Source organism: Streptomyces halobius (assembly GCF_023277745.1).
Classification (GTDB): domain Bacteria; phylum Actinomycetota; class Actinomycetes; order Streptomycetales; family Streptomycetaceae; genus Streptomyces; species Streptomyces halobius.
On the sequence record NZ_CP086322.1, the window covers coordinates 6,764,882 to 6,786,809 of the forward strand.

Genomic DNA, 21,928 nt, shown 5'->3' on the forward strand with positions numbered 1-21,928 from the left:
CCCACTGCCGGTGCGCCGTTGCACCCCCCAGGGCCTGACACTGAACACCATGGCATGTCGCACATGTTTACGGACTGACAGGACTGATCATGATGCTGCATGGCACCTTGCTGACAGGCTCGCGAAACAGACTTAATTGAGGATACTGATACATATGGGTGAGTTAGTTGCTCGAGAAGCGCTGGAGCGCGTGTATGGGTATGCACTGAGCAGAGGGATAGGCCAGGGCAACTGTGTCGCCGAACTCACCAAGGTGCTCGGGCTGCACGCAGCCGACATCGAGTCCACGATCCAACAACTCTTAAAGATGGGACTGTTGCGCGAACTGCCCAACCAGGAGATAGCCGCAGTGCCCCCCGAGGAAGCGGTGAGCCGGCTGGTCGGCCCGCTTGAGCGCGAGGTGCGTGCGCGACGCACCCGGATCGAGGAGACGCGGAGCCTGTTGATGTCCTTCCTCCCTGTCTTCGAGGTCAGCCTTGCCGCACGCCAACAGCCCAGGCCATTCGAGTTGCTGGAGGAATTGTCCGTCGTCCGGGCGGCGATCGCTGAGCTGGCTGCCGCAGCCCAGGAGGAAATCCTCACGGCCCAGCCTGGCGGCGCCCGCCAGGAGAGCATCCTCGAAGAGGCTGCACCGCGCGATGAGGCCGCCCTCGCGAGAGGGGTGCGGATGCGCATCCTCTACCAGCACACGGCGCGCTTCAGTCTGGGGACCACGGCCTACGTAGAACGCGCACAGAACGGCGGCGCCCAGGTCCGCACCCTGGACGACTACTTCCCCCGCTTTCTGATCTTCGATCGGAAAACCGCCGTGCTCACCGTCCTCGGCCACCCTCAGGCGGCGTTGCTCGTCCGCGAACCCAACGTCGTGGCATTCATGATTGAGATGTACGAGCGGATGTGGCTCACCGGCGACCCCTACACCGCCGATCACGGCAGGCGCAGCGAGATCTCCGATGACCTCAAGCAGGCCATCGTCCGGCTCCTGGTCAAAGGTATGACCGATGCCTCCATCGCGACCCGACTCGGTATGTCCGTACGTACCTGCCGACGCCATATTGCCGACCTCATGACCGAACTGGGCGCGCAGAGCCGATTCCAGGCCGGTCATCTGCTCGCCGCCCGTGAGACCAATCCCGAGTCGCGGGTGGAGTGCGATCTCTGATCGGTTCGACCCCTCGAGGCCAGTTCCCCAGGGGTCCGCACGTCACGGCACCGCAACCGAGTCATCCCCGGTCCCGCCTACAGCCGTGTCCGCGTTGCACACCCTCTCCGAACAGCACAGTTAGAGCGAACGGGTGAATGCCGAGTCGCCCGCCGGACGGGCCAGCCAAGTGGAGAAAGGCGCCCCGGGATGGGACGGTGTCTTGGGTCCGGCCTCCAGTTAGCGGTTGCGCGCCGTCGCCGCCTCCAGCCAAGCAGGGAGGCACCCGACGCGCGCTGTTGTGCGGGGACTTGGGGTGTGACGTTGGTCCGTGTCGCTCGCGCAGCCCCTTCGCTGTGGGCGGCCTACCTCCAAGCCAGCGCGTAGACCAGGCAGACGAGGCTCGCTCGCTCCGGCCCCAGAAGTTGCCCTCGGTGCCGTCCAGACGCTGGTGATCGCGTTACACCGCGGCCCGCCCGACGCCGCCGAGACCGCATCCGAGCACACCTGTGAATCCTGCGGAGCCCCGGCCGCATCCGCTTGCGCGGCGACGATCACCGCACCTGGATGCAGGCTAGCTGCGACACCTGCCGTACGCGCCCACCGCACCGGGCCGAGCCGACGGACGGCAAAGCAATCACCTCTTAGCAGCCACCGGCGGGACGCCGACAACACCGATCTTCTCGACGTCATAGGCAACCCCGCCCGGGTCACACAGAACCCGTTCCGGTAAGTCGCGGGCGGCTTTATACCCGGCGATCCCCGGTTAAGGAAACCGGGGATTCTCCGCACCATTGATCCTCCCACTGTCCGCTCCGTGGAAGGACCTTTGTGCCCGAAGCCCTACGTTCACCTATCGTTCCAGCTGGCACACTCACCTCACACAGGCATGATCTCAGTCACACAATCGTGCAGGAAAAGGGACACGATGAATCGTCGCAACGCGACACGCACGCAGGGCGCCGGCCTCGTGTAAAGCGACACGACCTGCGTGGGACACGGTGTCTGCCGACACAAAGCGGAACGGCCTGGTGCCGCTCGGCTACGACACCGCCCTGGCCCTGGAGATCATCCCGTTCAAGGGCGGCACCAAGGGCTACCTGGCCAGTCCCGAGCAGCGGCGCCGGTACCTGGAGGCGCTGAACCCGGCGGCCCGCGCCACCACCGGACAGCCCATCAGCCAGCATCTGGGCCCTTACCTCCTGGTCAAGGGCTTGTTTTTCCTCGCGCTGATGAAGCCCACCGACCCCGCGCGCATCGACAAGCACCTCAAGTGGCAATACCGCCGGCACCTATTCATGGAGGTCCTGGAGCAGTATGAGCGCACCGGAGCAATCGACCCCGCCCGCTTCCCCACCCTCGACGACTTCGCCGCTCGGCACAGCGCTCCCGGCCATCCGTGACCGCGACTACCTCCTCGACCGCGCGGGCGTCATCTTCAAGGTGATCGGCGATGTCCACCCGGGCACGCACTGGTTGGGGTATGTGAAGTACCCCCCGACTCGCGCGGCGACCGGACGCTGTTCGGCCGCACGTACCGGCAAAACACCGTCGTATCCAAAGCCTTCGGCCTCTTAGTCGACCGGCCCGAGTGCTACGTCTACTCGCCCGCCGTCGGCTGCGTCATCACCGGCGTGCCCCGCGAACTGCTGGACGGCTCGGCGGTCAGCAAAGACCTGCTGGCCATCATCGACTGGGTCGTGGACGCCGGCGCCGCCGACGTTATCGGCGTCACCGGCTCGTTCCTGGTCGGGGCGTGCAACGCCCGCTCCGACATCGACCTGGTCTGCTACGGACCCCGCGGATACGAAGCCGCCCAGGCCCTGTTCGCCGAGCGGGCGCTGATCCAGCCGTACGAGGGTGACGCCCAGACTCGGCTGTACATCCGACGGGCGAAGTACATGACAGGCAGCTCGTTCGACGCCCTGATGCGGCAGGAAGCGCGCAAACTGCAGGGACTGACCACCGGCGCCGGCGCACACATCAACTGCGAGCCCCTGCGCGCCGACGGCGACCGAACCCTCGCCGGGGTGGTCGCCCAGGAAGTCGGCGCGATCAGCGTGCTGGCCCGCGTGACCGACCACACCGAGGGCCTCGCAACGCCCGCCGTCTACGGCATCGCGGTGGACACCGTCATCGGGTCAGCGGCCCGGAAAGGAGTTGTCCAGGCTGAGGAGCGGTTGTTACCGTCACGCCAGCGCGAGAGACGCGTGCTCAGCGGGACAGGGAGGTTGATGAATATGGCTGCCGTCGGCCCTCATCAGCATGCCCTCGTCCGGCCCGCGCGATAACAGAGCGCGGCCGGGTCGTTCCAACGACCAGGAGAGACACGTGTCTTCCTCTTCTTCGGGTCTGTACGGTCTCCGGTGTAATTGATGATCAAGGAAGAGACATCAAGTGACTGACACCGTGACCGAGTCCGTGGCCGACGATGACCAGGCGGAACCGTCGCTGGAGAGTGCGGCGGTCGAGCAGAAGCTGATCGACCAGCTCGTCGAGCAGGCCCGGAGCAAGGGGCTGCAGCTGACCGGCGACGGTGGGCTGCTGCAGCAGCTGACCAAGACGGTTCTGGAGTCCGCCCTGGAGGGCGAGATCACCGACCATCTCGGCTATGACAAGCACGACCCGGCGGGCAAGGACGGCGGCAACTCCCGCAACGGAACCCGGTCGAAGAAGGTACTGACCGACATCGGCCCGGTCGAGATCGACGTGCCCCGCGACCGCGAGGGCTCCTTCGAGCCGGCCATCGTCAAGAAGCGGCAGCGGCGCCTGACCGGCGTGGACGAGATGGTCCTCTCGCTGTCCGCGAAGGGCCTCACGCATGGCGAGATCTCCTCGCACCTGGCCGAGGTCTACGGCGCCGACGTGTCCAAGACGACCATCACCGCGATCACCGACAAGGTGATGGACGGCATGACGGAATGGCAGAACCGCCCGCTCGACCGCGTCTATCCGGTCGTCTTCATTGACGCCATCAACGTCAAGATTCGCGATGGCCAAGTGGCGAACAGGCCGATCTACGTGGCGTTGGCGGTCACCGCCGAGGGGCACCGCGACATCCTCGGCCTGTGGGCCGGCGACGGCGGCGAGGGTGCGAAGCACTGGCTGCGGGTGCTCTCCGAGCTCAAGAACAGGGGCGTCGAGGATGTCCTCATGCTGGTCTGCGACGGGCTGAAGGGGCTGCCCGACGCGGTCGGCGAGGTCTGGCCCCGAACTGTGGTGCAAACGTGTGTGGTTCACCTCCTGCGGGCGTCGTTCCGCTACGCGGCCCGCCAGGACTGGGGCAAGATCGCGAAGGCGCTCAAGCCCGTCTACACCGCGCCGAGCGAGGACGCGGCGACGACACGGTTCCTGGAATTCGCCGAGGTCTGGGGAAAGAAGTATCCGGCGATCGTCCGTCTCTGGGAGTCCAGCTGGGCGGAGTTCACGCCTTTCCTGCAGTTTGATGCGGAAATACGCCGGATTGTGTGCACGACCAACAGCATCGAGAGCGTCAACGCCCGCATCCGCAAGGCCGTTCGCGCACGCGGGCACTTCCCCACGGAACAGGCCGCTCTCAAGTGCGTCTACATGGCCGTCATGAGCCTCGACCCGACCGGCTCCGGCCGCAAACGCTGGACCATGCGCTGGAAGGGCGCGATGAACGCCTTCGACCTGGCCTTCGACGGCCGCCTCACCGCAGGCCAACTCTAGCCACACCAACCCCAGTTACACCGCTAGCTTTACAGACCCTCCACTCCCGACGCCGTCATCGCGGGCATCCTCAACCGCCAACAACGCCGCACAGCACGGGGATTGTCATACACCGCCAGTAGAGTCCAGTCCCTGCGACACCACTGGAACATTGACTGCCACCAGAAGAACCCGCAACAGCAGGAAGGAGAGCTGGTCACCGTGGCCCAAGCCGCCGCCGACCTCGGCCTGGCCCCCTCCACCCTGCACCGCTGGCTCAACGACGGCTTCATCGCAGGCGAGCAGATCACCCCAGGCGCCCCCTGGCGCATCCGCCTCACCGACGAACTCCGGGCCCTGTTCGTCGATACCGCCCCCGCGGGATGGCTCGCCATGCTCGAGGCCACCCTCGCCCACGGTGTCTCCCGCCAGACCCTGTTGCAGCGTGTCAAGCGCGGCGAGCTCCGCGCCGTCCACGTCCGCACCGGCCGCAGAAAGGGCCTGCGCATCGAACCGCCAGCCCCTCAGAACAGCCTCTTCTGACATCCACAATCAGCGAAAGGAGCAGTGTGACGATGCTTCCAAGCAAGCCTTGATGTCGCCCTCGATGTCCCACTCGTAGTTTGACGGCTTGCTGGTGCAGTGGTGGATTTCGGCGATGGCATCCTGAGCCCGCCGGCCAGGCCGATACCCGTAACTGGACGGGTAGAAATCGACCTCGAAGATCGGCTCCAGAACCAGCTTGAGGGCCATCTGCGCCACCCGGTCACGCAGAGTCGGGATACCCAGGTAACGGACCTTGCCGTTCTTCTTCGGGATCACCGCCTGCTTGACCGGAAGCGCCGTGAAGGACCCGTCTTTGAGGGAGGAGCGCAGCTCCTCCAGAAACGGAATCACTCCGTGACGTTCCTCGACGTGATAACGGGTTAACCCGTCCACGCCTGCTGTCCTGGCACCCCGGTTGCCGGACACCCGTTCCCAGGCCACCAGCAATGTGGCCCGGTCACAGACCAAGTTGAATACATCCTTGAACCGTCGATGCGGCTCATTCCTTGCCCATCGGTGCAGCTTGAGCTGATGATCGAGTACCCGCCGCTCGGCCGCCATACTGCCCGGCCAAGATATCGGCGGTGCGTCGTTGTTCAACAACGTTCCTCCCCGACAGCAGCTCTGCTGCTATCACGCTGTCGCCCTTTCCCGTGTGACCGGCTTTCCCGGACTCTGAGTACTACGGCGACTCCGCCACGATCTGGCATCATCAGCGGGCGTTGCGCCTGCCCGCCGTCCGACCGGCTGCCGGACGGGAAGGGCGATGCCAGATCGCTTCCCACGTTCACTGAGAATCTCTGCGACGGCTTCGGTGCCCGGCTTTACCCCGGCAGCATCGCCACGGACCGCATATCGCAGTCTTGGTCCGGGCCTCCCGGCGCCCACAGGCTAAAGACGCCGGAAGAGGAGAGGCCACCGGATAGAGCACTCTCCAGCACTGCGGCGCGGCCCATCCACCAGATTCGGCAGACCGCTGACGACTCACGGGGCTTCAACCACCGATTCAGTTTCCTTACACCCATTCCGTCTTCGCTTGCGGGCACGAACCGCCTGGTGGTGTCGATTCGCCCCTACGTTGTCGAGGCCGCTTCCGGCGTCACCCCCAACCCGGGGATCCACCTGCCTCCAGCTTCAACCAGTCACTGCGATGACCAGCGGCGGGTTCCTCCTCCCGCTCGATTCCTCAGCGCCTCGTGGCGCACAGCCCGTCTCATCGATGATCAGAACACCGCCAGGCTCGCCGAGGCGTTCGGCGGTATATGCCTGCACATCGTCGCGGATCTCGTCCGCGTTCCAGCGGGCCCGGTTGAGGAGGTTCTGGAGCCCATGAGGTGTGCCGTGACCTGCATGTTCAGCCAGCTGCCAGCTGTTCTTCCGCCCCACCGGACCGAGCAGGGCCCGCACGTAGTCCCGCATCCGCCGCCGCAGATCAGCCCGGCCGAACCGGTGACCAACCCGCAGCAGCACCTCCTCAAGCTCCCCGGCCCACACCTCGGGCTGCATATCATCTTGCACGATCAGCACAACAGCGATCACACTCAGCCGGTCACGAACTCCCGCCACCTGACTGCCAGTCAGCTCGCTACACTCAGAAACAGATCCCTGACCAGCAGGAATAGCAAACTGCAACTGGAGTAATAGAACGCGGCCAGGTTGAACGCGGTGCGCAAGAGGTTTACTCCGTGTAGGTGGTGACGTCGTTGATGAAAACTTTAGGCTCGCCAACGGTTCGCGTATATCCTGAAATGTCTATTTCACTGGACTCCTTCTTTGTTAGTCCAGGCTCAATGTTCCGGATATCGAAGGTCTGCGCAAATACCGGAGTTTCGCCATTGCTGATAGCGACATCGATGCTGTAGCTCAGTTCCTTCTCAGTTGCGTTGCTCGCGGTGACGACGAGGTTGATCACCGACACTTCCACCGTCGCCGCGACCTTGACATCGCCGAGCGTGACCGTCTTGGTCTTCCCGTCATAGTTGACGACCGGAGTCGGCTCCTCATCCGGCGTCACGGTCTGCACCGGAGGTTTAGTTGTGGCACCTGGTGATTCTTCGGAGGTGATCACACATCCGGAAGCCAACATCAGTGCAGGCAGTACGACATAGAGGGTCCATTTGATTCGCACACAAGCCTCCCACTGGGGGGATGACATTATCATCATGATTCTGCCACCCATCGATCAGCAGCGCAGTAGAGACGTGAAAGGTATTAAGTCGTGACATGTGAACTTTCGGCATGGAGTCAGATCACTGAGTGGATTCGCGAGAACGCACCGCGCTCCTACGCACAGCTCCAGGAAGGTGCGACATCGGATGCCTTGGCGCACACTAGAGCGCGACTGGGAACACCGCTGCCTGAAGAGCTGTCATCCATGCTGCACATGAACAACGGCGTGCAGGTCGACCCCAATGATCCGGACGGCATGCGTCCTCGCCGGTCCGGTGAATTTGTCTCTGACTTCTACAGCATCCTCTCGACGCATTTGATCACCCGTGTCAATGAGCACATGAATGCTGTCTACAACGGCGGGGAACAAGACGGCGAGTGGAAGCACCATTGGGTTCCCTTCGCCGTCGAGAGCGACTGGCTATACGGCCTGTTCATCGACGGCACCACCGGGGCCGTCGGCGAATGGTCCGACGGCGGACCCATCGAAGAGAACGTCTACCCGTCGCTGTCAGCCTTTCTGGAAGAGTCGTTCCAGCTGATACAGAGCCGTGCCGGTATCTATAACGAGATGATCGTCTGGGACATCGACGACCTCGACCAGGAGGATCTTGACCAACTCACCTGACCGCAAACACACTGTGGTCCCACCAATTCCCTTGGTGGGGCCACAGTTTTATGCTCTGTTACAGGGTGAATCCGTCGAGGTCGACCCAGTACTGGTCGTCCTGCATAAGACGCTGCTCCTTGATGAAGTCACCGAACGGACGCATGGACTGAGTGTTTTGCCAGTTCGACATCGAGGACCGGCCACATGGCTCGCTCCAGTTCGGCGCCGGGTAGTCGGGGCGCAGGTGGATGGAGATCGTGTCGTCGCTGTTGCGCTTGATGTAGGTCTGCACGCACTCGGCGCCGCTGTAGTCGACGGGGTTGGTGCCGCCGTTGGAGTTCGGGTTGCCGCCGCTCTGGTAGGCGTTGGCGAAGGCGAACTCGTCACAGCTGATGGAGTCGGTTGTTCCCCACAGGTCGGTGAACAGGCCGGTTCCCGCGTACGTGCGCCACTTCCGCTTGCAGATCTTCTGACGGTTGCGCTTGTGCTGGGTCTTGCCGCTGCCGTCGTCGGACATCTTGTCGGCGAGGTACTTCAGCGGCTTTCCGCTGCTGCGCTTTCCGTAGACGATTTTCGTCTTGTCCCACATCAGGGCGATGTGTGCCGCTGCGCCGCGGAACTTCTTGGAGTTCATGACGTAGGTCGGCTTGTAGCCGGAGAAGACACAGCCGGTTCCGGCGTTGATGACCTGGTTGTCACAGCGGATGTCCAGTTGGGACTTCTCGACTTCGAGTGGGTTCCTAATCGGGTCACCGTTGGTCGAGCCGGCGAAGGTCCAGTACGGGGTGATTGTGTTCGTGGTGTCCTGGCTCGGCGTCCACTTCATGCGTGTGGTGATGGTCCTGCGGAGTGTGTCTCCCTTCTTCCACGTCTTGGATCCGTCCCAGTTCGTGCTGGTGATGGCGCAGTAGCCACGGCATTTGGCCCGGTAGTCCAGGTTGACCGTGTTCATCGCGCCGTTCATCGACTTCAAGGAGAGCGTGGTGACCTGCGAGAACTCGGCGCTCTTGGGGTCGAGGTAGATCGTGTTGTAGTAGTCGAAGCTCGCTGTGCCGTCTGGTTTCCCGTTCTCGAAGTGCGTGACGTACAGAGTGTCGTGGATGCAGGCGTTGGCGCGCTTGCGTTCGATCGACACCGAGGCGATCGAGCACGAGGTCGGACTGCTCAGCGACATCGTGCTGGCGCTGGTGGTGGATCTGGTTCCGGGGAGTGCAGGGAAGAAGCCTCCGGAGATTTCCTCTGACGGCTCGATGGGTTCCGGGTCCGCCGCGCTCGGGTTGGGCAGCGGGTAGGTGCCGAACTTCGTGCCGTTGTAGGTGCCGGGCACGAAGGCGATGGCGTCGAAGGCGATGTCCGCGTCTCCAGTGCCGCCGTTGAAGTTGTCCAGCCGGACCTCGGGCGTGGTGTTCTTGAAGTAGTAGGCGCCCAGGTCGACCCACTTGTTCGACTGGTTGGCCTTCTGTGAGATCGTCGCGTCGATCTCACCCTCGTCGGTTTTGATCCAGTAGGTGGCCTTCTTGGTCTGTGCCCCGTGGTCGGGGATGTGCGCGAAGACCTTGGCCTGGCCGGAGGTGTTGTTGATCGGACCGTTCAGCTTCCACGTGCCGGTGACCTTCAGCCGGTTGGCGTTGGCCGGGTAGCTCTCGGGTGTACGGGTGTGCGTGAACCAGAAGTGATTGCCGTAGCCGGCGCCGATCTGGTGGGTGTCGATCTTGCCCGGGTAGGTGTTCATCGTCAGCGTCGACTCATCCGGGCGTTCCATGGTGGTCTGCCAGGGGGTGAAGTCGAAGGTGAAGGTGCCGTCGGACTTGATCGCTCCGCAGCCGCGGTTTGCGTCTACGCCTGCCGGTGTGACGCCGTTTTGGACGTCGTCGACGATCAGGGCGTTCGTGGGAAGGCCGGTGTCGCAGCGGGGCGGGTAGGAGTTGGCATCCGGCTGCTCACCGTAGCTGGTGGTGAAGCGGTGCACGGCGTTGCCGCAGGTGCTGTCGCTGTTGCAGTCCTTCCACTCATCCGGGCTGATGGGCTTGTCCCACCAGCAGTGCAGCCAGTGAGGATCGTCCCGGTTGGCGTCCAGGTTGCAGGCGCCTTGGCCGGGGTCGTTGGAGTCGTTCTCTCCGATCTTGGCCGGGTCACAGTTGTTGGAGGCGTCGCAGAACAGGTCAACCGGCGGCTTGGCCCGGGCCCGGTTGTACTTCGCGCTGCCGGGGGTCAGGGCGTCGCCCGCGGCGCCGCCCCACCATGCGTAGCGGTATCCGGCCTGGAAGTCGCCGGGGGCGAACATGGCCTCGATGGGGTGCCCGGCCCAGCCGATGACCTTCTCCTCGTACGGCCAGTCCTGCGGGTGCGCGGCGTGGCTGTAGTCGTCGTTACCGAAGACGTTCTCCAGGAACGGGGTGCGGTTGGACTTCCACAGCGGGTTGGCCGGGTTATTGGTCCAGCCGACGCCCTTGTGTCCGGCCGCGTCGGCGCTGGGGTAGAAGCCGGAGTTGTAGGCCCACAGAGCGAAGAACCAGTTCTCGATCCAGCGGGGGTGACCGCCGTTGATCTTCATCCCGGCGTTGTAGGTCTCGTTCCACTTCTCAGAGAGGATCTGCGCACCGGCGGCGATATTCGCGGTGTAGTCCACGGCGACGGCCTTCTGAGCGAGCGGGGACAGCGTGGACTGGCCCTTGTTCGGCAGGCGCATGCCGTCGGTGGCCTGGGTGATGCCGTAGCCGCAGTCGGCGTCGAACCAGTTGATCCGCCACGGGTCGAGCTGTTCGCCGGAGGCGGCATAGTCGACGCCGTAGTAGTTGCCGATCAGGGGGTTCGCGGTGACGCCGGGCACGGCGAAGCGGGTGGCCTGCCACATGTTGGATTCCTGCGCGGTGATGCCGAGCATCACCTGTGCCGGGATGTGCCACTTGTCGGTGACGTCGGGGTCCTCGTTGTCGAGGGTGCCGTTGGGGTCACCGGCGAGGGGCTTGGCGGGGAAGAGGCCCTGGGGCTGGTAGCCGCCGACCCCGGTGTTCTTCCAGTTCGCTGCCCGGTAGAAGTTCAGCTCACCGACGATGGCCTGGTCCACGGCCCATTCGATCTGGCGTGGGGTGGGCTGGAACGCCTGGAGCTTGACGCTGTTGCGCTGCACAGCGCAGGTACGCTCGTCGGCCTTCTCGCTCGGGTTGTTCGGGTCGCCGACAACGGGATCGGTGAAGCCGGTGAGGACCTGCGTGCGGAATGTCTGGGTGGACATGCCGCCCTCGTCGATCTCGCCGTTGGTGCCGCCCTGGGGCTTGGGGCCCGACAGGGTGGGCGAGGTCTTCCCGGAAGACTGTGTGCTGGGGGTGATGTCCAGCTCGGTTGTCTTCTTCGTGGCCAAAGCGGTGAGCTTCAGGCGGGCCGGGCGCGGCTTGGAGGCGTCCTTGGGGTTGATGAGGGTGGTCTTGCCGTCAGCCCAGTGCGAGGTGTGCGCGGTCTTGCCTGTGGTGGAGATCAGGGCGCCCTTGGTGAGACCGCCCGGTTTCTTCACCGCCTTCGGCAGGCCGGTCTTGGTGGTCGCCTTGCCGGTGATGAAGGCGGTTCCGTCAGCCGAGCGGGTCAGGTCCCAGTCGGTGAGCTTGCCTTCAGCCAGGGTGGTCGGCTTGGACGTCCCTGTGACGCGCTTGGCCCGGGAAAGAGGCTTCTTGCCTGTCTTGTCGTCCAACTCCCGGTCGATGAAGGTCACGCCGCCGTCGGCGTCGGCGGTGAGCTGGAACGGCACGGTCTTGGTGCGTACCAGCACTTTCTCCTTGGTGCCGTTGATACGCACGAGCTTGTTGCCGTGTGCGGCGACGATGCCGTCCTTGGTGGGGATGGCTGAGGTGACCTGGCCGGGGAAGGCGACCGGCTGTGCGGCCTTGCCCGTCTTGGCGTCCACGCTGATGAGCCGGGTCTGCTGCTTGGTGTCGCCGTCCCACGTCATCTGGGAGAAGACGGCCGTATCACCGTTGCCGCAGCCGGGGCTGAAGTAGGCCAGCGTCGCGGTGTGCGGCAGCTTGGTGACCTTGCCCGTGTCCAGGTTGACGATGGTGGTGAACGCGCCGCGCACCATCAGTTCCGGCTTGTTGGTGAACATGCGCGGGGCGTAGGCGACGGCGGCGTACTTACCCGACTCGGTGACGCAGTGGTTGCCGATCCAGGTGTCGGAGGCGAAGCCGTCCTCGAAGAGGGTTGCTGCGGTCTTCAGCGCGTAGCCGTCCTTGGCCTTGCCGGTCAGCACGTGCAGGCCGGTGCCGTCACCGGAGAGGGTGACGATCCGGTCGGACGACTTGGTGTAGTCGGCGCCGAGGAGACCCTTGCGGTCCTCGACGGGGATCGCCGACGGCTTCGGCTGGCCCTGGGGCGCGGGAGCGTCCGAGGCCAGAGCGTCGGCGGCGCTTTTGGGTACGGTGCGTTCTCCGGCACTGGCGGTACTGACCAGTGAGGTGGTCATCGCCATGGCCGCCACGATGGCGGTTATGACAGTGATGGGTTTTTGTCTCAACAGTCCTCTTCCTGAATCTCGACAAAGCGGAGGCCGCCCCCGCCACACCTGTCCCCAAGGTGACGGGGGCGGCCTCCACGGCCATGCGGCAAACAGTCAGCCCGTGATCACGGCCTTGGCAGCCTTGGCATCCTTGGTCCGGTCCTGCTTGATCTCGTGGAGCTTGGTCTGGTTGTCCTTGATCTGCTGCCGCTGGATCTTCGCCTCAGCATCGGACCAGACCTTGACCAGGCCGGTCTTCTCTTTGCAGTCGATGTCGTCGACCGCGAGGGCGATGTTCTCCTTGCTGGCTGTGTCCCCGGCCGGAGCGCCCTGCTCCATCGCCGCATAGGGGTCAGCGAGCCCGGCGTGGCCCTTGCTCTTCATGCAGGAGGACCAGTCGGCGATCACGTTCTTGACCGCTGTGGTCTCCTGGGACTTCAGCAGCGACTCGCCCAGCAAGTTCGCCACGGTGAAGTGGTCCGGCTCCGGGGCGTCCAGCTTGGTCTTCGCCCAGCCGATGCAGCCGCCCTTGTGGGTCTTCTTGCCGTTGATCTCCGCACGGGCAGGCTTGGTCTTCGGGGGCGCGGCGAAGTAGCCGCCGTCGCCCTTGACTTCGCCGACCGGCTTCGGGTTGCCGGGCTTGGTGTGGCCGGTCAGCGCCTCGACCTGGACGCCGGGAAGGTCGGCGAGCGGCTGCTCGGTGTGCCCCCTCAGCTCCGGCGGCAGGTCGTAGCCGTACTTGGCGGCCTCGGCGCGGTCGGTGATGCCGTAGCGGCGCTCGATGTTCGCTTCGTTGTTGTTCGGCGGCGGGTTCACACCCGGCCGGGGAAGGTCGACGGTGAAGCCGTAGCCCTTCATGCACTGCTGCTGAAGTATTCGGTTCGCCTCGTCCCAGTCGACGCGCTCGGCGTAGGGGGTGGCGTACTCCTCCAGCGGCAGGGACAGGCCCTTGGCCAGGCCGGTTTCCGGAACCGGCTTCGGCCAGTTCTTTTTCTCCACCAGCGGGCGGTCCTCGCCGACTGGCTTGGAAGCGTCCGAGGTGCCGGCGGAGCAGGCGCTGAGCGCCAGGGCGGAGGAGAGGGCCAGCACACCGGTAGCCATCATCTTCGTGCGCATGGATCCTTCTTTCTCAGGCGAAGTGCGACGACGCATTGTTGTTCTTCAGCGCCGATATCAGGTTGGTGTGATTACAGTCCCCCCATCCGCCGTTCGGCTTGAAGTATTGCGCTGTGCCGCCGTAGCCGGAGTTGTAGTACACGGCGTAGCCGTCATCCCGGGCGCAGTTCTGCACGGAGGCCGAGTTGTTTTTCATGTACTGGCCGTCTCCGTTGCTGCCGCTATCGAAGACGTAGCGGTATGTGTCCAGGGTGGAGCCCTGGTACCTGGCGGTTCCCCGGTGGTCGTACACGTTGCCGTAGAACGTGGCGTAGGCGGATACGTACCTTCCGTCCTTCACCGCGTACTGCTTGGAGTTGTAGAACAGCCAGAGGTCGCCGTAGGAGCAGCTGATCCACGGGACATCGCAGTTGTCGGAAACCTTCCAGGTCCCCGCCTGCGCCGGAGCGGCAGTCATCACCACGCCACCGACGGCGACAGCGGATGCCAGAAGGGCGCCGATCTTATGTCGAACCTTCATGCGTCACTTTCTCTATTGCCGCGTCAGCAATGACCACAGGCAGACGATCTGATGGCACATTGGCCGTGTCTCGGAAGGTCAGTCCCGGCAGCTGTAGTTGATCCACGGAACCTCGCAGTTGCTCGTCGTCGTATACGTGGCCGCCTGCGTTGGGCCTGAGTCGACCATGACGAGCGCGGCTCCGGCCGCGATGCTGGTCACTGCTGCTCCTGTTCGGGAACGTGTTATCACGTTGTCCGTACCCCCCTCTTATGCCCGCGTGTCGGCGAACCGGACATGCCAAAGTGATCAATGTCGAGCTCACTGTCGGGGGAGCGACATGCCGCACTCCAGTGCCCCCACTCCCAGCGGCGTCGCCACACTGCGCAAGCAGTGTTGACATGGTCCTGTCATGCAGATGCGCGCCCGCGCGTCTTTCGCCCCGCCCGGAACCCCCATAGGAATTCCCTCGCCGACAAAGCCAGTCGAGAGAGGACCCTATGTAGGGGCTACGTGAAGAACCAGTGGAGGAAATCCGGGCATTCAAGGCATCACGCCGCGGGCCCCTGTGATCTCGGACACGGTTGCACTTGATTTGGCATCGGTCTGGCAACGTCCATCCGCGTACGCGCACCGGGGACGAGGCGGGGGCGCAAGCACACCACCTGGCGCAACGGCCACCCGGAGAGGCGCTACCCCCAGGTCGGCGACCTCGATCTGAAGATCCCCGAGGTGCGGACCGGGTCGTTCTTTCCCTCCCTGCTGGAGCGCCGCCAGCGCTTCAACCGGGCACTGTTCGCTGTGGCGATGGAGCGTATGTGCACGAGGTGTCCACCCACTCGGTGGACACCCCCAACCCAGATGCCAATCGCTGATGGCCGCGACGCGAGCCGACACAATCCATGGACCGGCTGCGAACTCACTTGCTGGCCCTCATAATTGGGCCACGTGGCCTGTGGGTTCCTTCACCAACCCCTGCGAGTTTCCACGAACCTGTCGGCTTCTAATTGTGGTGGCGCCTGCGTGAGGGCCGGCCAGCGCCAGTGGAAGCACCTGCTGACCGCCTTCCCCGAGCGGTACGCCCACGCCGAGCAGCAGGAGCAGGGCATCCGCGCCTTCCTCGACAAGGACGTGTCGATCCTCAAGCGCGTACGCGGCGGCGTCACCCACCGCCTCACCCTGGCCCAGCTGCGCAGCGAGCAGGAAGGGAGCGACGCCGCGTGAGCGCCTGCACCTGCCCCTACTGCCGCAAGCCCGCGGCCCTGGAACCGGAGGCGCAGCCGGTACCCGAGCCGGTCGAACTCCCCAGCGCGCCATGGGCGTTCCGGGTCCACTCGCCGGACCGAGCCCCGCAGGGCTGCACCCTTCACCCGGATGGCACCATCACGTCCGTCATGGGCGGCCAGTTGTGGCGGTGCGGGCAGAGCTTCGACGAGATGCGCGCGATGGGCTGGGGCGACTCCCACATCGAGTGGGATCCCGGGCCGCTCGACGAGACCGAGCAGTAGCGCGAGGCGGCGGAGGCGTTCAGGAAGAGATCGCCCTGTGACAGGCGCGGGAACGCAGACGCTCGCCGTAGAGCGGGCGACGGCGCCACCCTGGCTGACCGGGCCGCGGTGAAACCCTGGAAACCCTTGGACTCCATATAACGACCCGTTGTAATGTCTTGGTGCTGCCCCGGGCAGCGCAGCGGCTCATCGAGAGCCGGTCCGCCTCGCCCTCCGGATGGAGGGGGTCGGGGCTGGAGGCCGGGTAGGAGTCCCAGACCGCTCCATGAAGGGCTCACCGCTCGCGAGGTGGGCCCTTCCGCGTTTCCCGCGTCGGCCGCACGCCGGTGGCATCCGCCGCCGGCCCGCAGGCTGTCGGTTTCGGGGTCACGCTGCCCGGGCGGAGGGGACCCTGTGGTCATACGGCTCCCAGCCGCGCAGGTGGAGCTCCTCGGCGGCCTGGGCGTCGAGCCGCGCCATCACCCAGAGATGGGTGTCTGGCAGGAGATCGCGGGGGATGCCGACTGCGTCCACGATGGCCGCAGTTCTGGCCTGGGCGAGTATCTGCCCCCCGAACCAGCTCTCGAGGGAGACGAGCGTGGTGGATCTTCCGGCTCGGACCACTGTGGCGCGGGTCGGTACGTGCCGCTTCATGCCGCCCCCTTTTGCGTGCGTTGTGCTGCGTGGGGGTGAAGGGATCATGCACCCGTTTTGGCTGAACCGGTAGTGGGGTGGCTGAAATATTTCCGAACGTGTGCGCGCCCCATGGGGGGGGCTTCAGTCGGGCAGTCGCCTGGAGCCGGGCACGGCCGCGCCCGCCCGGGCGGTGATTGCCGCGCAATCACCCCCGACCGCCTACACGCGATGGTGCACGACCAGCGGCCCGGCCTCCACGCGGGCCCTGCGCTCGAGCTCCTTCTCCCACACCTCGTCGGTGCAGCGGCGCGCCACCTCGGCGGCGATCGCCTCCTGCAGCGCGGCCTCGGCGGCCTGGTCGCGACGGACGGTCGCGGCGTCGGCCAGCTCCTGGAGCCGGGCCGCGGACGCTGGCAGCGCCTCCGGCGGCGTGACGGCGGAGGAGCGCAGGAGCCGCTGCAGCTCGTCGAGGACGGCGCCCAGGTGCTCCTCGCGGGCGGCACGGGCCAGCCGCGTACGGGACGACTCCAGGGCGGCCAGCTCCTCCGCCACCGCCTCGCGGTCCGCGTCCAGCGCGAGGAACCAGGCGACGCGGGCGCGGCCTGCGGCAGGCCGGTCGGGCAGCCGGGCGCGCAGCGCCGTGATGGCGGCCGTCAGCGCCGGGCGGGCCTGCCCTGCGGCGGCCCGGGCGAGCATGCGGGCCTCGGCGGCTTCCTCCGGCGTGTGGAACACGGCGTCGGCCGGCAGGCGGTCGACGGCAGGGCACCGAGTGCGGACCGCGTACTCGGCGCTCGCCTGCCATTCGGCCCGGGTGGGCCACTGGCGCGTGGCGGACATGCTCACTCTCCCTGCATGGCAGCGGCTTTGGAGCGTAGCGGGGCCGGGCGGGCCGGCGGCGCACCCGGCCGTGGCGGGTCAGCGGGCGCTGGCGGTCCGCGGCGCCTGGTGGGCGGACTCGAAGACCTGGTGGAAGGTGCGCAGCTTCGCGTCCTCGCCCACCGCGGCGGCGCGCACTGGACGGGCCTGCTCCCAGTAGCGGCGCCTCTCCTCAGCGGCCAGCAGGGCTGCGGCGTGCGCGCGGAGCTGCTGTTCGGAGAGGGCGCCGATGCGCCACTGCAGTTCCCAGGTCGCCCGCCGCTTGAAGCGGTACCGCCCGCGTGCTTCCGGAGGCAACCCGCCCCGGAGGAACGCTCGTTGACGGTCGGCTACTTCACCGGCTTCCACGACCCGCAGCGCCGGGTGGTGAACTGCCCGTCCCTGGCCCGCACCGTTACCCGCACCTCCTGCGCCGAGGTGGCGAACTGGTTGTCCAGGATCTCCCCGGAGCGCGACGTCCGCTCCCAGTAGCAGTCCCGCAGGGCCCCCGTCGTGCGGTACGACCCGGGTGGCATCTTGTCCGGCCCGCTGCCGACCTCGTACGTCCCGTCGGTGAACCACCGCTCGTACGAACCGTCCACGGCTGCCTTCAGCGTCTTGGCGTGCGCCGGGCAGAACCTGGCGATGCCGTCCTCGAGCACCGCTTCCCCGTCCTCCTTGACCAGCTCTTTCTCCGCCAGCCATTGCGCCCGCGATTCCAGCTCGTCCTCGCCCAGCAGCTCGCAGTACCGCTTCATCGCGTCCGCAGCCGAGGCGGTGCCCTGTCCGTCGAAGTAGAAGCTGGAGCCCAGCACGATCGCGTTGAAGTCCTCCTCCGGCGACGCAGTCGGGGACTCGTTCCCTTCCACCGCGGCCGCGCTGACCGTCGGTGACGGCTTCGCAGACTTCTTCGCGACAGCCCCGCGCGAACAGCCCGACAACACCACCATCGCCGCCGCGGCCGCGACGATCCCCACCCCAGGTACACGTCTCTTCCGCGCAGAATCGCACCAGGAGACGGCCAGAGAGGCCGGAACCGCCAAACTCGGGCGGTGGACGGCCAGCACCCCGAGCTCGGGGTACCTGCGGGGTGCCGGCCACTCCCAGTCTCCAGCGAACCGTCGTCGCGAACACGGCGGGACGGCCTCATCGGGTGACGGCAGCACAACGCCCTCTCTGGTGGCACCGGGGAGGGCGGACGTCGGCGATCGCGCCCGCAGTGGCCATCACCCCTGTGCGGAGGAAGCCACCGCGACAGCAGGCCAAGCGACCGTAGCAGCAACTTCGGCGCCGTTTAAGGGGCTTTCTGCTCGTCACGCCGGTGCTGCCGGGCGACAAGGTGCACCGCCCGGTTCCCGTACGGGCCACCGCGGCCCCGCGGCCGCATCCCAGCACCACACGAACTGATGGCCTGGCTCGACGGTCATGCCGAAGTCGTACACACCAGGCCGACCGATCCCCAACCACGCGTCCCACGCCTGCTCCACCTTGTCCGCCAGGCGCCGCGGCCCTCCCTGATACGCGATGGTCGTCCCGTCGCCCTGGGCGGAGAGCGTCGCCCACGACGCGGCGCCGTCGTGGAGCCAGGCGTTCACGCCGTCGTCGTCCACCGCCGTGGCGATCTGTACCTCGGGCAGCGCGACGCGCAGCGCGAACAGCAGGTTCCAGTCGGCACGCAACGGCGCCAGGTCCCGTACGACCGGCCGCTCGTTCGTGGCAGGGCCTTCTCCGCGAACCTGGCGGAAGTCTCGGCCGGCCTCCGCCGTGCCGCGGGCGGGCATGAACTGCGCCAGACCCTGCATCCAGCCGCTGGCCGATCGACAGTCCTCGGCGACAGTGAGCGCGACGTGGCCCAACCGGCCCCATGGTGTGACGATCCGCCCGCCAGGCCGGGTCTGGGCCACCCAGGCCCATGGGACCCAGTCGACGGCGTACGTCGCGATCACGCGGTCGTACGGCGCGCTCTTGGGCCAACCCTCGGCGCCGTCGCCGACCTCGACGGTCACCTCGATGCCCAGCGTCTCCAGACGCTCCCGCGCCCGTGCGGCGAGCGCTGCGTCGGCCTCCACGGTGGTCACCCTGCCCGGGCCGGCCAGCCAGGCGGCCAGGGCAGCGTTGCGGCCGGTGCCGGCACCCAGCTCCAGCACGTGATGGCCGGGCTCCAGCAGCAACGAGTCGAGCATGTCCACCACGACCGCCTCGCATGACAGGCTCGACGACGGCAGGCCGTCGGTGACCTGGATGACGGCGGCCTCGTCCGGCCCGGCGTACACCTCGGCCGCCCATCCCTTGGGGGCGTGACCCCGGTCCACCGGGGCGTAGGCGTGCCGGTCCCAGCGCCACAGCCGGTCCGGAGCGAACCAGTGTCGGGGCAGGGCGTCGACGGCCTGGCGGATCCACGGCGACCGCGCGGGCCAGCCGCCACGCTGTTCCATGTCGGCCGCCAGACGCCGACGCTCCTCGATGAACTCGGACACGGGCCCCTATTTCTTGTGCTTGCCGTCGGACGGGGGTGGCTGCGGTACCTGCCCGTCACTATTGCCGGGCGGCGGCGTCCCCTGCCCAGGATCCGGCGGCGGCTTCTCGTGCTTCCCCATAGCGCCCCTCTCGACAGAACCGATCCCAGCATGGTGACGCAGAATCAGCTCCCTGCGGTAGAGGGCTTGTACGGGGCGGGTGCGACCGGTAGAGCTGTGCCGCACACCGCGCGGGCGGCGTGCGGCACAGTCAGCCGGGGTTCAAGGGCGTGATTCCGGTGCCCGCGTACAGCTCCGGGGCCAGGGACAGCACGGTGACGGGCTCACCCGGACGGGAGATCCGCAAGGCGGTCAACGGGCCCGACCTGCCCGCGTGCTGGCTGCTGGCCGAATGGCCTGCCGACCAGGAAGGACCAGTGCAGTTCTGGCTCTCCAACCTGCCCTCCGATACCCCGCTCACCACACTCGTGCGGCTGGCGAAGCTGCGGTGGCGCATCGAGCATGACTACCGCGAGATGAAACAGGCCCTGGGCCTGGCCCACTTCGAGGGCCGCACCTGGAACGGCTGGCACCACCACGTCACCCTCGTCTCCGCCGCCCACGCCTTCTGCACCCTCCAGCGACTGGCCCGAGCCCCAAAAGAAACGGCGCCGGCCTGAGCCTCTACCAGGTAGTCCGCGAGTTACAGACGCTCCTCGCGGTCTGGGCCGGCGCCTGCCCCACCTGTCACCGCGACATACCCACACCCACACCAACCTGACCAAGCCCTACTAGTGCTCGATTCCTCTTTCGCTGGGTATATGTGCTGGTGGCGGGGTGGTTGCGAGTGCTCGGGGGCGGGTGCTGGTCGATGGTGTTACGGGCACGGCCGGGCCGTGATGATGATGAGCTTGCGGTGATCCGGCGGCTGGCACGGGCGCGGAAGGCTCCGCGAGATCTGGTGATGCGGGCGCGAATGGTGGATCTGAGCTGGGCCGGATTGCGGGTGCCAGCAATCGCGGATGAGGTCGGATGCGGGCAGAAGACTGTGCGCCGCTGGCTGCACCGCTTCAACCGTTGTGGCCTGGAAGGTTTGGAGGATCTCGGTGGCCAGGGGCGTAAACGGCGGATCACCGAGACGGAGCGGTCACGGATCATCGCTCTGGTCAGAATGCCGCCTCCGGGCCGTCTGACGGTGCAGGCAGGCGGGGACCTGGCGGCAGCGGACGAGTCGGGCCCGCCGGAGTGGACGCTTGATGCGCTGGCCACTGTCGCCCGCCAGGACGGGATCGAGGTGGGACGGTCTCAGGTGCGCAGGATCCTGCTGGCCGAGGGTGTGCGCTGGCGCCGTACTCGGTCCTGGACCCGTTCGAAGGACCCGGATTTCGAGGGAAAAGGACGAGGATCGTCGGCCTGTACACCAGCCCGCCCGACGGTGCGACGGTCGTCTGTGCCGACGAGCTCGGGCCGGTGATTCCGCGAGCCTTCCCGCCGGCGCCGGGCTGGTCGCCGGACGGTCACCGCATCAAATCCGAAGTCGACTACAGCCGCGGACCGGAGAAGACCTGGGTCTACGGTGCCCTGCGGATACGGGACGGCCACGAAATCACGATGACCGCCTCTTCCCGCAATAGCGTCTTCTACCAGCAGTTTCTGCAGAAGGTCGAGAACGCCAACCCGGTCGGTGACATCTACGTGGTCACGGACAACCTGTCTTCGCACAACAGCAAGTCCACCCGCGAGTGGCTGGAGGACCATCCCCGTATCCACCACGTCTTCATCCCCGTCGGCGCCTGCTGGCTCAACCTCCAGGAAGGCTGGTGGCGCATCTTCCGCAAGACCGCACTCGCCGGACAGTCGTTCGCCGGACCACCCGATATCGAGCAGGCCACCCGCCTCGCAACCACACAGCTCAACAGCCGAGCCCGGCCATGGGTCTGGGGCAGACCCGCACCGCCAACCCGCCCTCTACGGCGCCGATATATGTACACCGTTTGAGGAATCGAGCACTAGGGCCTGTGTCGGGTGGGTGGTGAGGTGACGGGGGGTTCACGTCGCTTTTATATGACTTGACTCTTTTTCAGAAAATCTTGAGACTTCGGAGTGTCCGCCCTGTACACATCAGATGCGCCGACCTCCAGTGGGCGGCGCAGGGCGGCACCAAGTCTGCGCTGTACACGTCAGATCGCCCCTGTTGGGGGTAGAGGGGTTGTTGAAGGCACGATGTCGACCAGTTACACCACTTCCGCACGTGT

General features: G+C 66.2%; 21 protein-coding genes and 3 pseudogenes. 12 read left to right on the forward strand and 12 right to left on the reverse strand.

Features of this window, described 5'->3' with window-relative positions:
• Positions 1–190 precede the first annotated feature (190 nt).
• From K9S39_RS30695 to K9S39_RS30715, 5 genes are all read left to right on the forward strand, one after another.
• The gene (locus K9S39_RS30695) at positions 191–1,162 is read left to right on the forward strand and encodes a helix-turn-helix transcriptional regulator (RefSeq protein WP_248866590.1); all 972 of its coding nucleotides are present in this window, start codon (positions 191–193) and stop codon (positions 1,160–1,162) included.
• Positions 1,163–2,142: 980 nt separating this feature from the next.
• Entirely contained in the window at positions 2,143–2,544 is a 402-nt protein-coding gene (locus K9S39_RS30700) for a hypothetical protein (protein ID WP_248866591.1), read from the forward strand.
• Positions 2,545–2,775: 231 nt separating this feature from the next.
• Complete coding sequence (locus K9S39_RS30705; RefSeq protein ID WP_248866592.1) at positions 2,776–3,432, forward strand: hypothetical protein; 657 nt, start codon at positions 2,776–2,778, stop codon at positions 3,430–3,432.
• 130 nt (positions 3,433–3,562) lie between these two features.
• Positions 3,563–4,834, forward strand: a complete 1,272-nt coding sequence (locus K9S39_RS30710) for an IS256 family transposase (RefSeq protein ID WP_248869033.1) — start codon at positions 3,563–3,565, stop codon at positions 4,832–4,834.
• 201 nt (positions 4,835–5,035) lie between these two features.
• On the forward strand, positions 5,036–5,356 hold the full coding sequence (locus K9S39_RS30715) for a hypothetical protein (RefSeq protein WP_248866593.1): 321 nt from the start codon (positions 5,036–5,038) through the stop codon (positions 5,354–5,356).
• Positions 5,357–5,365: 9 nt separating this feature from the next.
• On the opposite strand, the gene K9S39_RS30720 is transcribed toward K9S39_RS30715, so the two are convergent.
• The 3 genes and pseudogenes from K9S39_RS30720 to K9S39_RS30730 all read right to left on the reverse strand — a co-directional run bounded on the left by K9S39_RS30720 (position 5,366) and on the right by K9S39_RS30730 (position 7,487).
• Positions 5,366–5,959, reverse strand: a complete 594-nt coding sequence (locus tag K9S39_RS30720) for a reverse transcriptase domain-containing protein (RefSeq protein ID WP_319949596.1) — start codon at positions 5,957–5,959, stop codon at positions 5,366–5,368.
• A 567-nt stretch (positions 5,960–6,526) separates the two neighbouring features.
• Positions 6,527–6,865 (reverse strand): annotated as a pseudogene (locus K9S39_RS30725) (transposase); the annotation flags it as partial.
• Positions 6,866–7,037: 172 nt separating this feature from the next.
• A complete protein-coding gene (locus K9S39_RS30730) occupies positions 7,038–7,487 on the reverse strand; it encodes a hypothetical protein (RefSeq protein WP_248866594.1) in 450 nt (149 codons plus the stop codon).
• A 90-nt stretch (positions 7,488–7,577) separates the two neighbouring features.
• Between K9S39_RS30730 and K9S39_RS30735 the strand changes: the two genes are divergently transcribed.
• Positions 7,578–8,156, forward strand: coding sequence for an SMI1/KNR4 family protein (locus K9S39_RS30735; protein ID WP_248866595.1), 579 nt, complete (start codon positions 7,578–7,580; stop codon positions 8,154–8,156).
• 58 nt (positions 8,157–8,214) lie between these two features.
• Here K9S39_RS30735 and K9S39_RS30740 read toward each other — a convergent pair whose 3' ends face one another.
• The 4 genes from K9S39_RS30740 to K9S39_RS42185 form a co-directional block, all read right to left on the reverse strand.
• Positions 8,215–12,597 (reverse strand): golvesin C-terminal-like domain-containing protein, encoded by a 4,383-nt coding sequence (locus K9S39_RS30740; RefSeq protein WP_248866596.1) that lies wholly within the window; start codon positions 12,595–12,597, stop codon positions 8,215–8,217.
• 141 nt (positions 12,598–12,738) lie between these two features.
• Positions 12,739–13,740, reverse strand: coding sequence for a hypothetical protein (locus K9S39_RS30745; protein ID WP_248866597.1), 1,002 nt, complete (start codon positions 13,738–13,740; stop codon positions 12,739–12,741).
• A 13-nt stretch (positions 13,741–13,753) separates the two neighbouring features.
• Positions 13,754–14,260 (reverse strand): hypothetical protein, encoded by a 507-nt coding sequence (locus tag K9S39_RS30750; RefSeq protein WP_248866598.1) that lies wholly within the window; start codon positions 14,258–14,260, stop codon positions 13,754–13,756.
• A gap of 78 nt (positions 14,261–14,338) precedes the next feature.
• Entirely contained in the window at positions 14,339–14,461 is a 123-nt protein-coding gene (locus K9S39_RS42185; protein WP_283113091.1) for a hypothetical protein, read from the reverse strand.
• 438 nt (positions 14,462–14,899) lie between these two features.
• Between K9S39_RS42185 and K9S39_RS43385 the strand changes: the two are divergent.
• From K9S39_RS43385 to K9S39_RS30765, 3 genes and pseudogenes are all read left to right on the forward strand, one after another.
• Positions 14,900–15,087, forward strand: a pseudogene (locus K9S39_RS43385) (transposase); the annotation flags it as partial.
• 175 nt (positions 15,088–15,262) lie between these two features.
• Positions 15,263–15,463: a hypothetical protein gene (locus K9S39_RS30760; RefSeq protein ID WP_248866599.1), complete on the forward strand. Its 201-nt coding sequence runs from the start codon at positions 15,263–15,265 to the stop codon at positions 15,461–15,463.
• Entirely contained in the window at positions 15,460–15,747 is a 288-nt protein-coding gene (locus K9S39_RS30765) for a hypothetical protein (protein WP_248866600.1), read from the forward strand. The genes K9S39_RS30760 and K9S39_RS30765 overlap by 4 nt, the downstream gene beginning before the upstream one ends.
• A gap of 366 nt (positions 15,748–16,113) precedes the next feature.
• Here K9S39_RS30765 and K9S39_RS30770 read toward each other — a convergent pair whose 3' ends face one another.
• From K9S39_RS30770 to K9S39_RS30790, 5 genes are all read right to left on the reverse strand, one after another.
• Entirely contained in the window at positions 16,114–16,380 is a 267-nt protein-coding gene (locus K9S39_RS30770; protein WP_248866601.1) for a hypothetical protein, read from the reverse strand.
• A gap of 201 nt (positions 16,381–16,581) precedes the next feature.
• Positions 16,582–17,199, reverse strand: coding sequence for a hypothetical protein (locus tag K9S39_RS30775; RefSeq protein ID WP_248866602.1), 618 nt, complete (start codon positions 17,197–17,199; stop codon positions 16,582–16,584).
• A 78-nt stretch (positions 17,200–17,277) separates the two neighbouring features.
• Complete coding sequence (locus tag K9S39_RS30780; RefSeq protein ID WP_248866603.1) at positions 17,278–17,535, reverse strand: DUF6082 family protein; 258 nt, start codon at positions 17,533–17,535, stop codon at positions 17,278–17,280.
• A gap of 32 nt (positions 17,536–17,567) precedes the next feature.
• Positions 17,568–18,194 (reverse strand): hypothetical protein, encoded by a 627-nt coding sequence (locus K9S39_RS30785; protein ID WP_248866604.1) that lies wholly within the window; start codon positions 18,192–18,194, stop codon positions 17,568–17,570.
• A gap of 336 nt (positions 18,195–18,530) precedes the next feature.
• The gene (locus K9S39_RS30790) at positions 18,531–19,694 is read right to left on the reverse strand and encodes a methyltransferase domain-containing protein (RefSeq protein WP_248866605.1); all 1,164 of its coding nucleotides are present in this window, start codon (positions 19,692–19,694) and stop codon (positions 18,531–18,533) included.
• 365 nt (positions 19,695–20,059) lie between these two features.
• Between K9S39_RS30790 and K9S39_RS30795 the strand changes: the two are divergent.
• The 3 genes and pseudogenes from K9S39_RS30795 to K9S39_RS30805 all read left to right on the forward strand — a co-directional run.
• A pseudogene (locus K9S39_RS30795) lies at positions 20,060–20,353 on the forward strand (transposase); the annotation flags it as partial.
• A 284-nt stretch (positions 20,354–20,637) separates the two neighbouring features.
• Positions 20,638–21,147 carry a helix-turn-helix domain-containing protein gene (locus tag K9S39_RS30800; RefSeq protein WP_283112282.1) on the forward strand — a complete coding sequence of 170 codons (510 nt, stop codon included), beginning with the start codon at positions 20,638–20,640 and terminating at the stop codon, positions 21,145–21,147.
• Positions 21,087–21,671 (forward strand): IS630 family transposase, encoded by a 585-nt coding sequence (locus tag K9S39_RS30805; protein ID WP_248869034.1) that lies wholly within the window; start codon positions 21,087–21,089, stop codon positions 21,669–21,671. The genes K9S39_RS30800 and K9S39_RS30805 overlap by 61 nt, the downstream gene beginning before the upstream one ends.
• The last annotated feature ends 257 nt before the right edge of the window (positions 21,672–21,928 follow it).

What these genes read in the sequence shown, in the direction of transcription:
- K9S39_RS30740 (WP_248866596.1), bottom strand. Translation starts at nt 12,597, where the DNA reads ATGGCGATGACCACCTCACTGGTCAGTACCGCCAGTGCCGGAGAACGC.
- K9S39_RS30745 (WP_248866597.1), bottom strand. Translation starts at nt 13,740, where the DNA reads ATGCGCACGAAGATGATGGCTACCGGTGTGCTGGCCCTCTCCTCCGCC.
- K9S39_RS30750 (WP_248866598.1), bottom strand. Translation starts at nt 14,260, where the DNA reads ATGAAGGTTCGACATAAGATCGGCGCCCTTCTGGCATCCGCTGTCGCC.
- K9S39_RS30770 (WP_248866601.1), bottom strand. Translation starts at nt 16,380, where the DNA reads ATGAAGCGGCACGTACCGACCCGCGCCACAGTGGTCCGAGCCGGAAGA.
- K9S39_RS30775 (WP_248866602.1), bottom strand. Translation starts at nt 17,199, where the DNA reads ATGTCCGCCACGCGCCAGTGGCCCACCCGGGCCGAATGGCAGGCGAGC.
- K9S39_RS30800 (WP_283112282.1), top strand. Translation starts at nt 20,638, where the DNA reads ATGCGGGCGCGAATGGTGGATCTGAGCTGGGCCGGATTGCGGGTGCCA.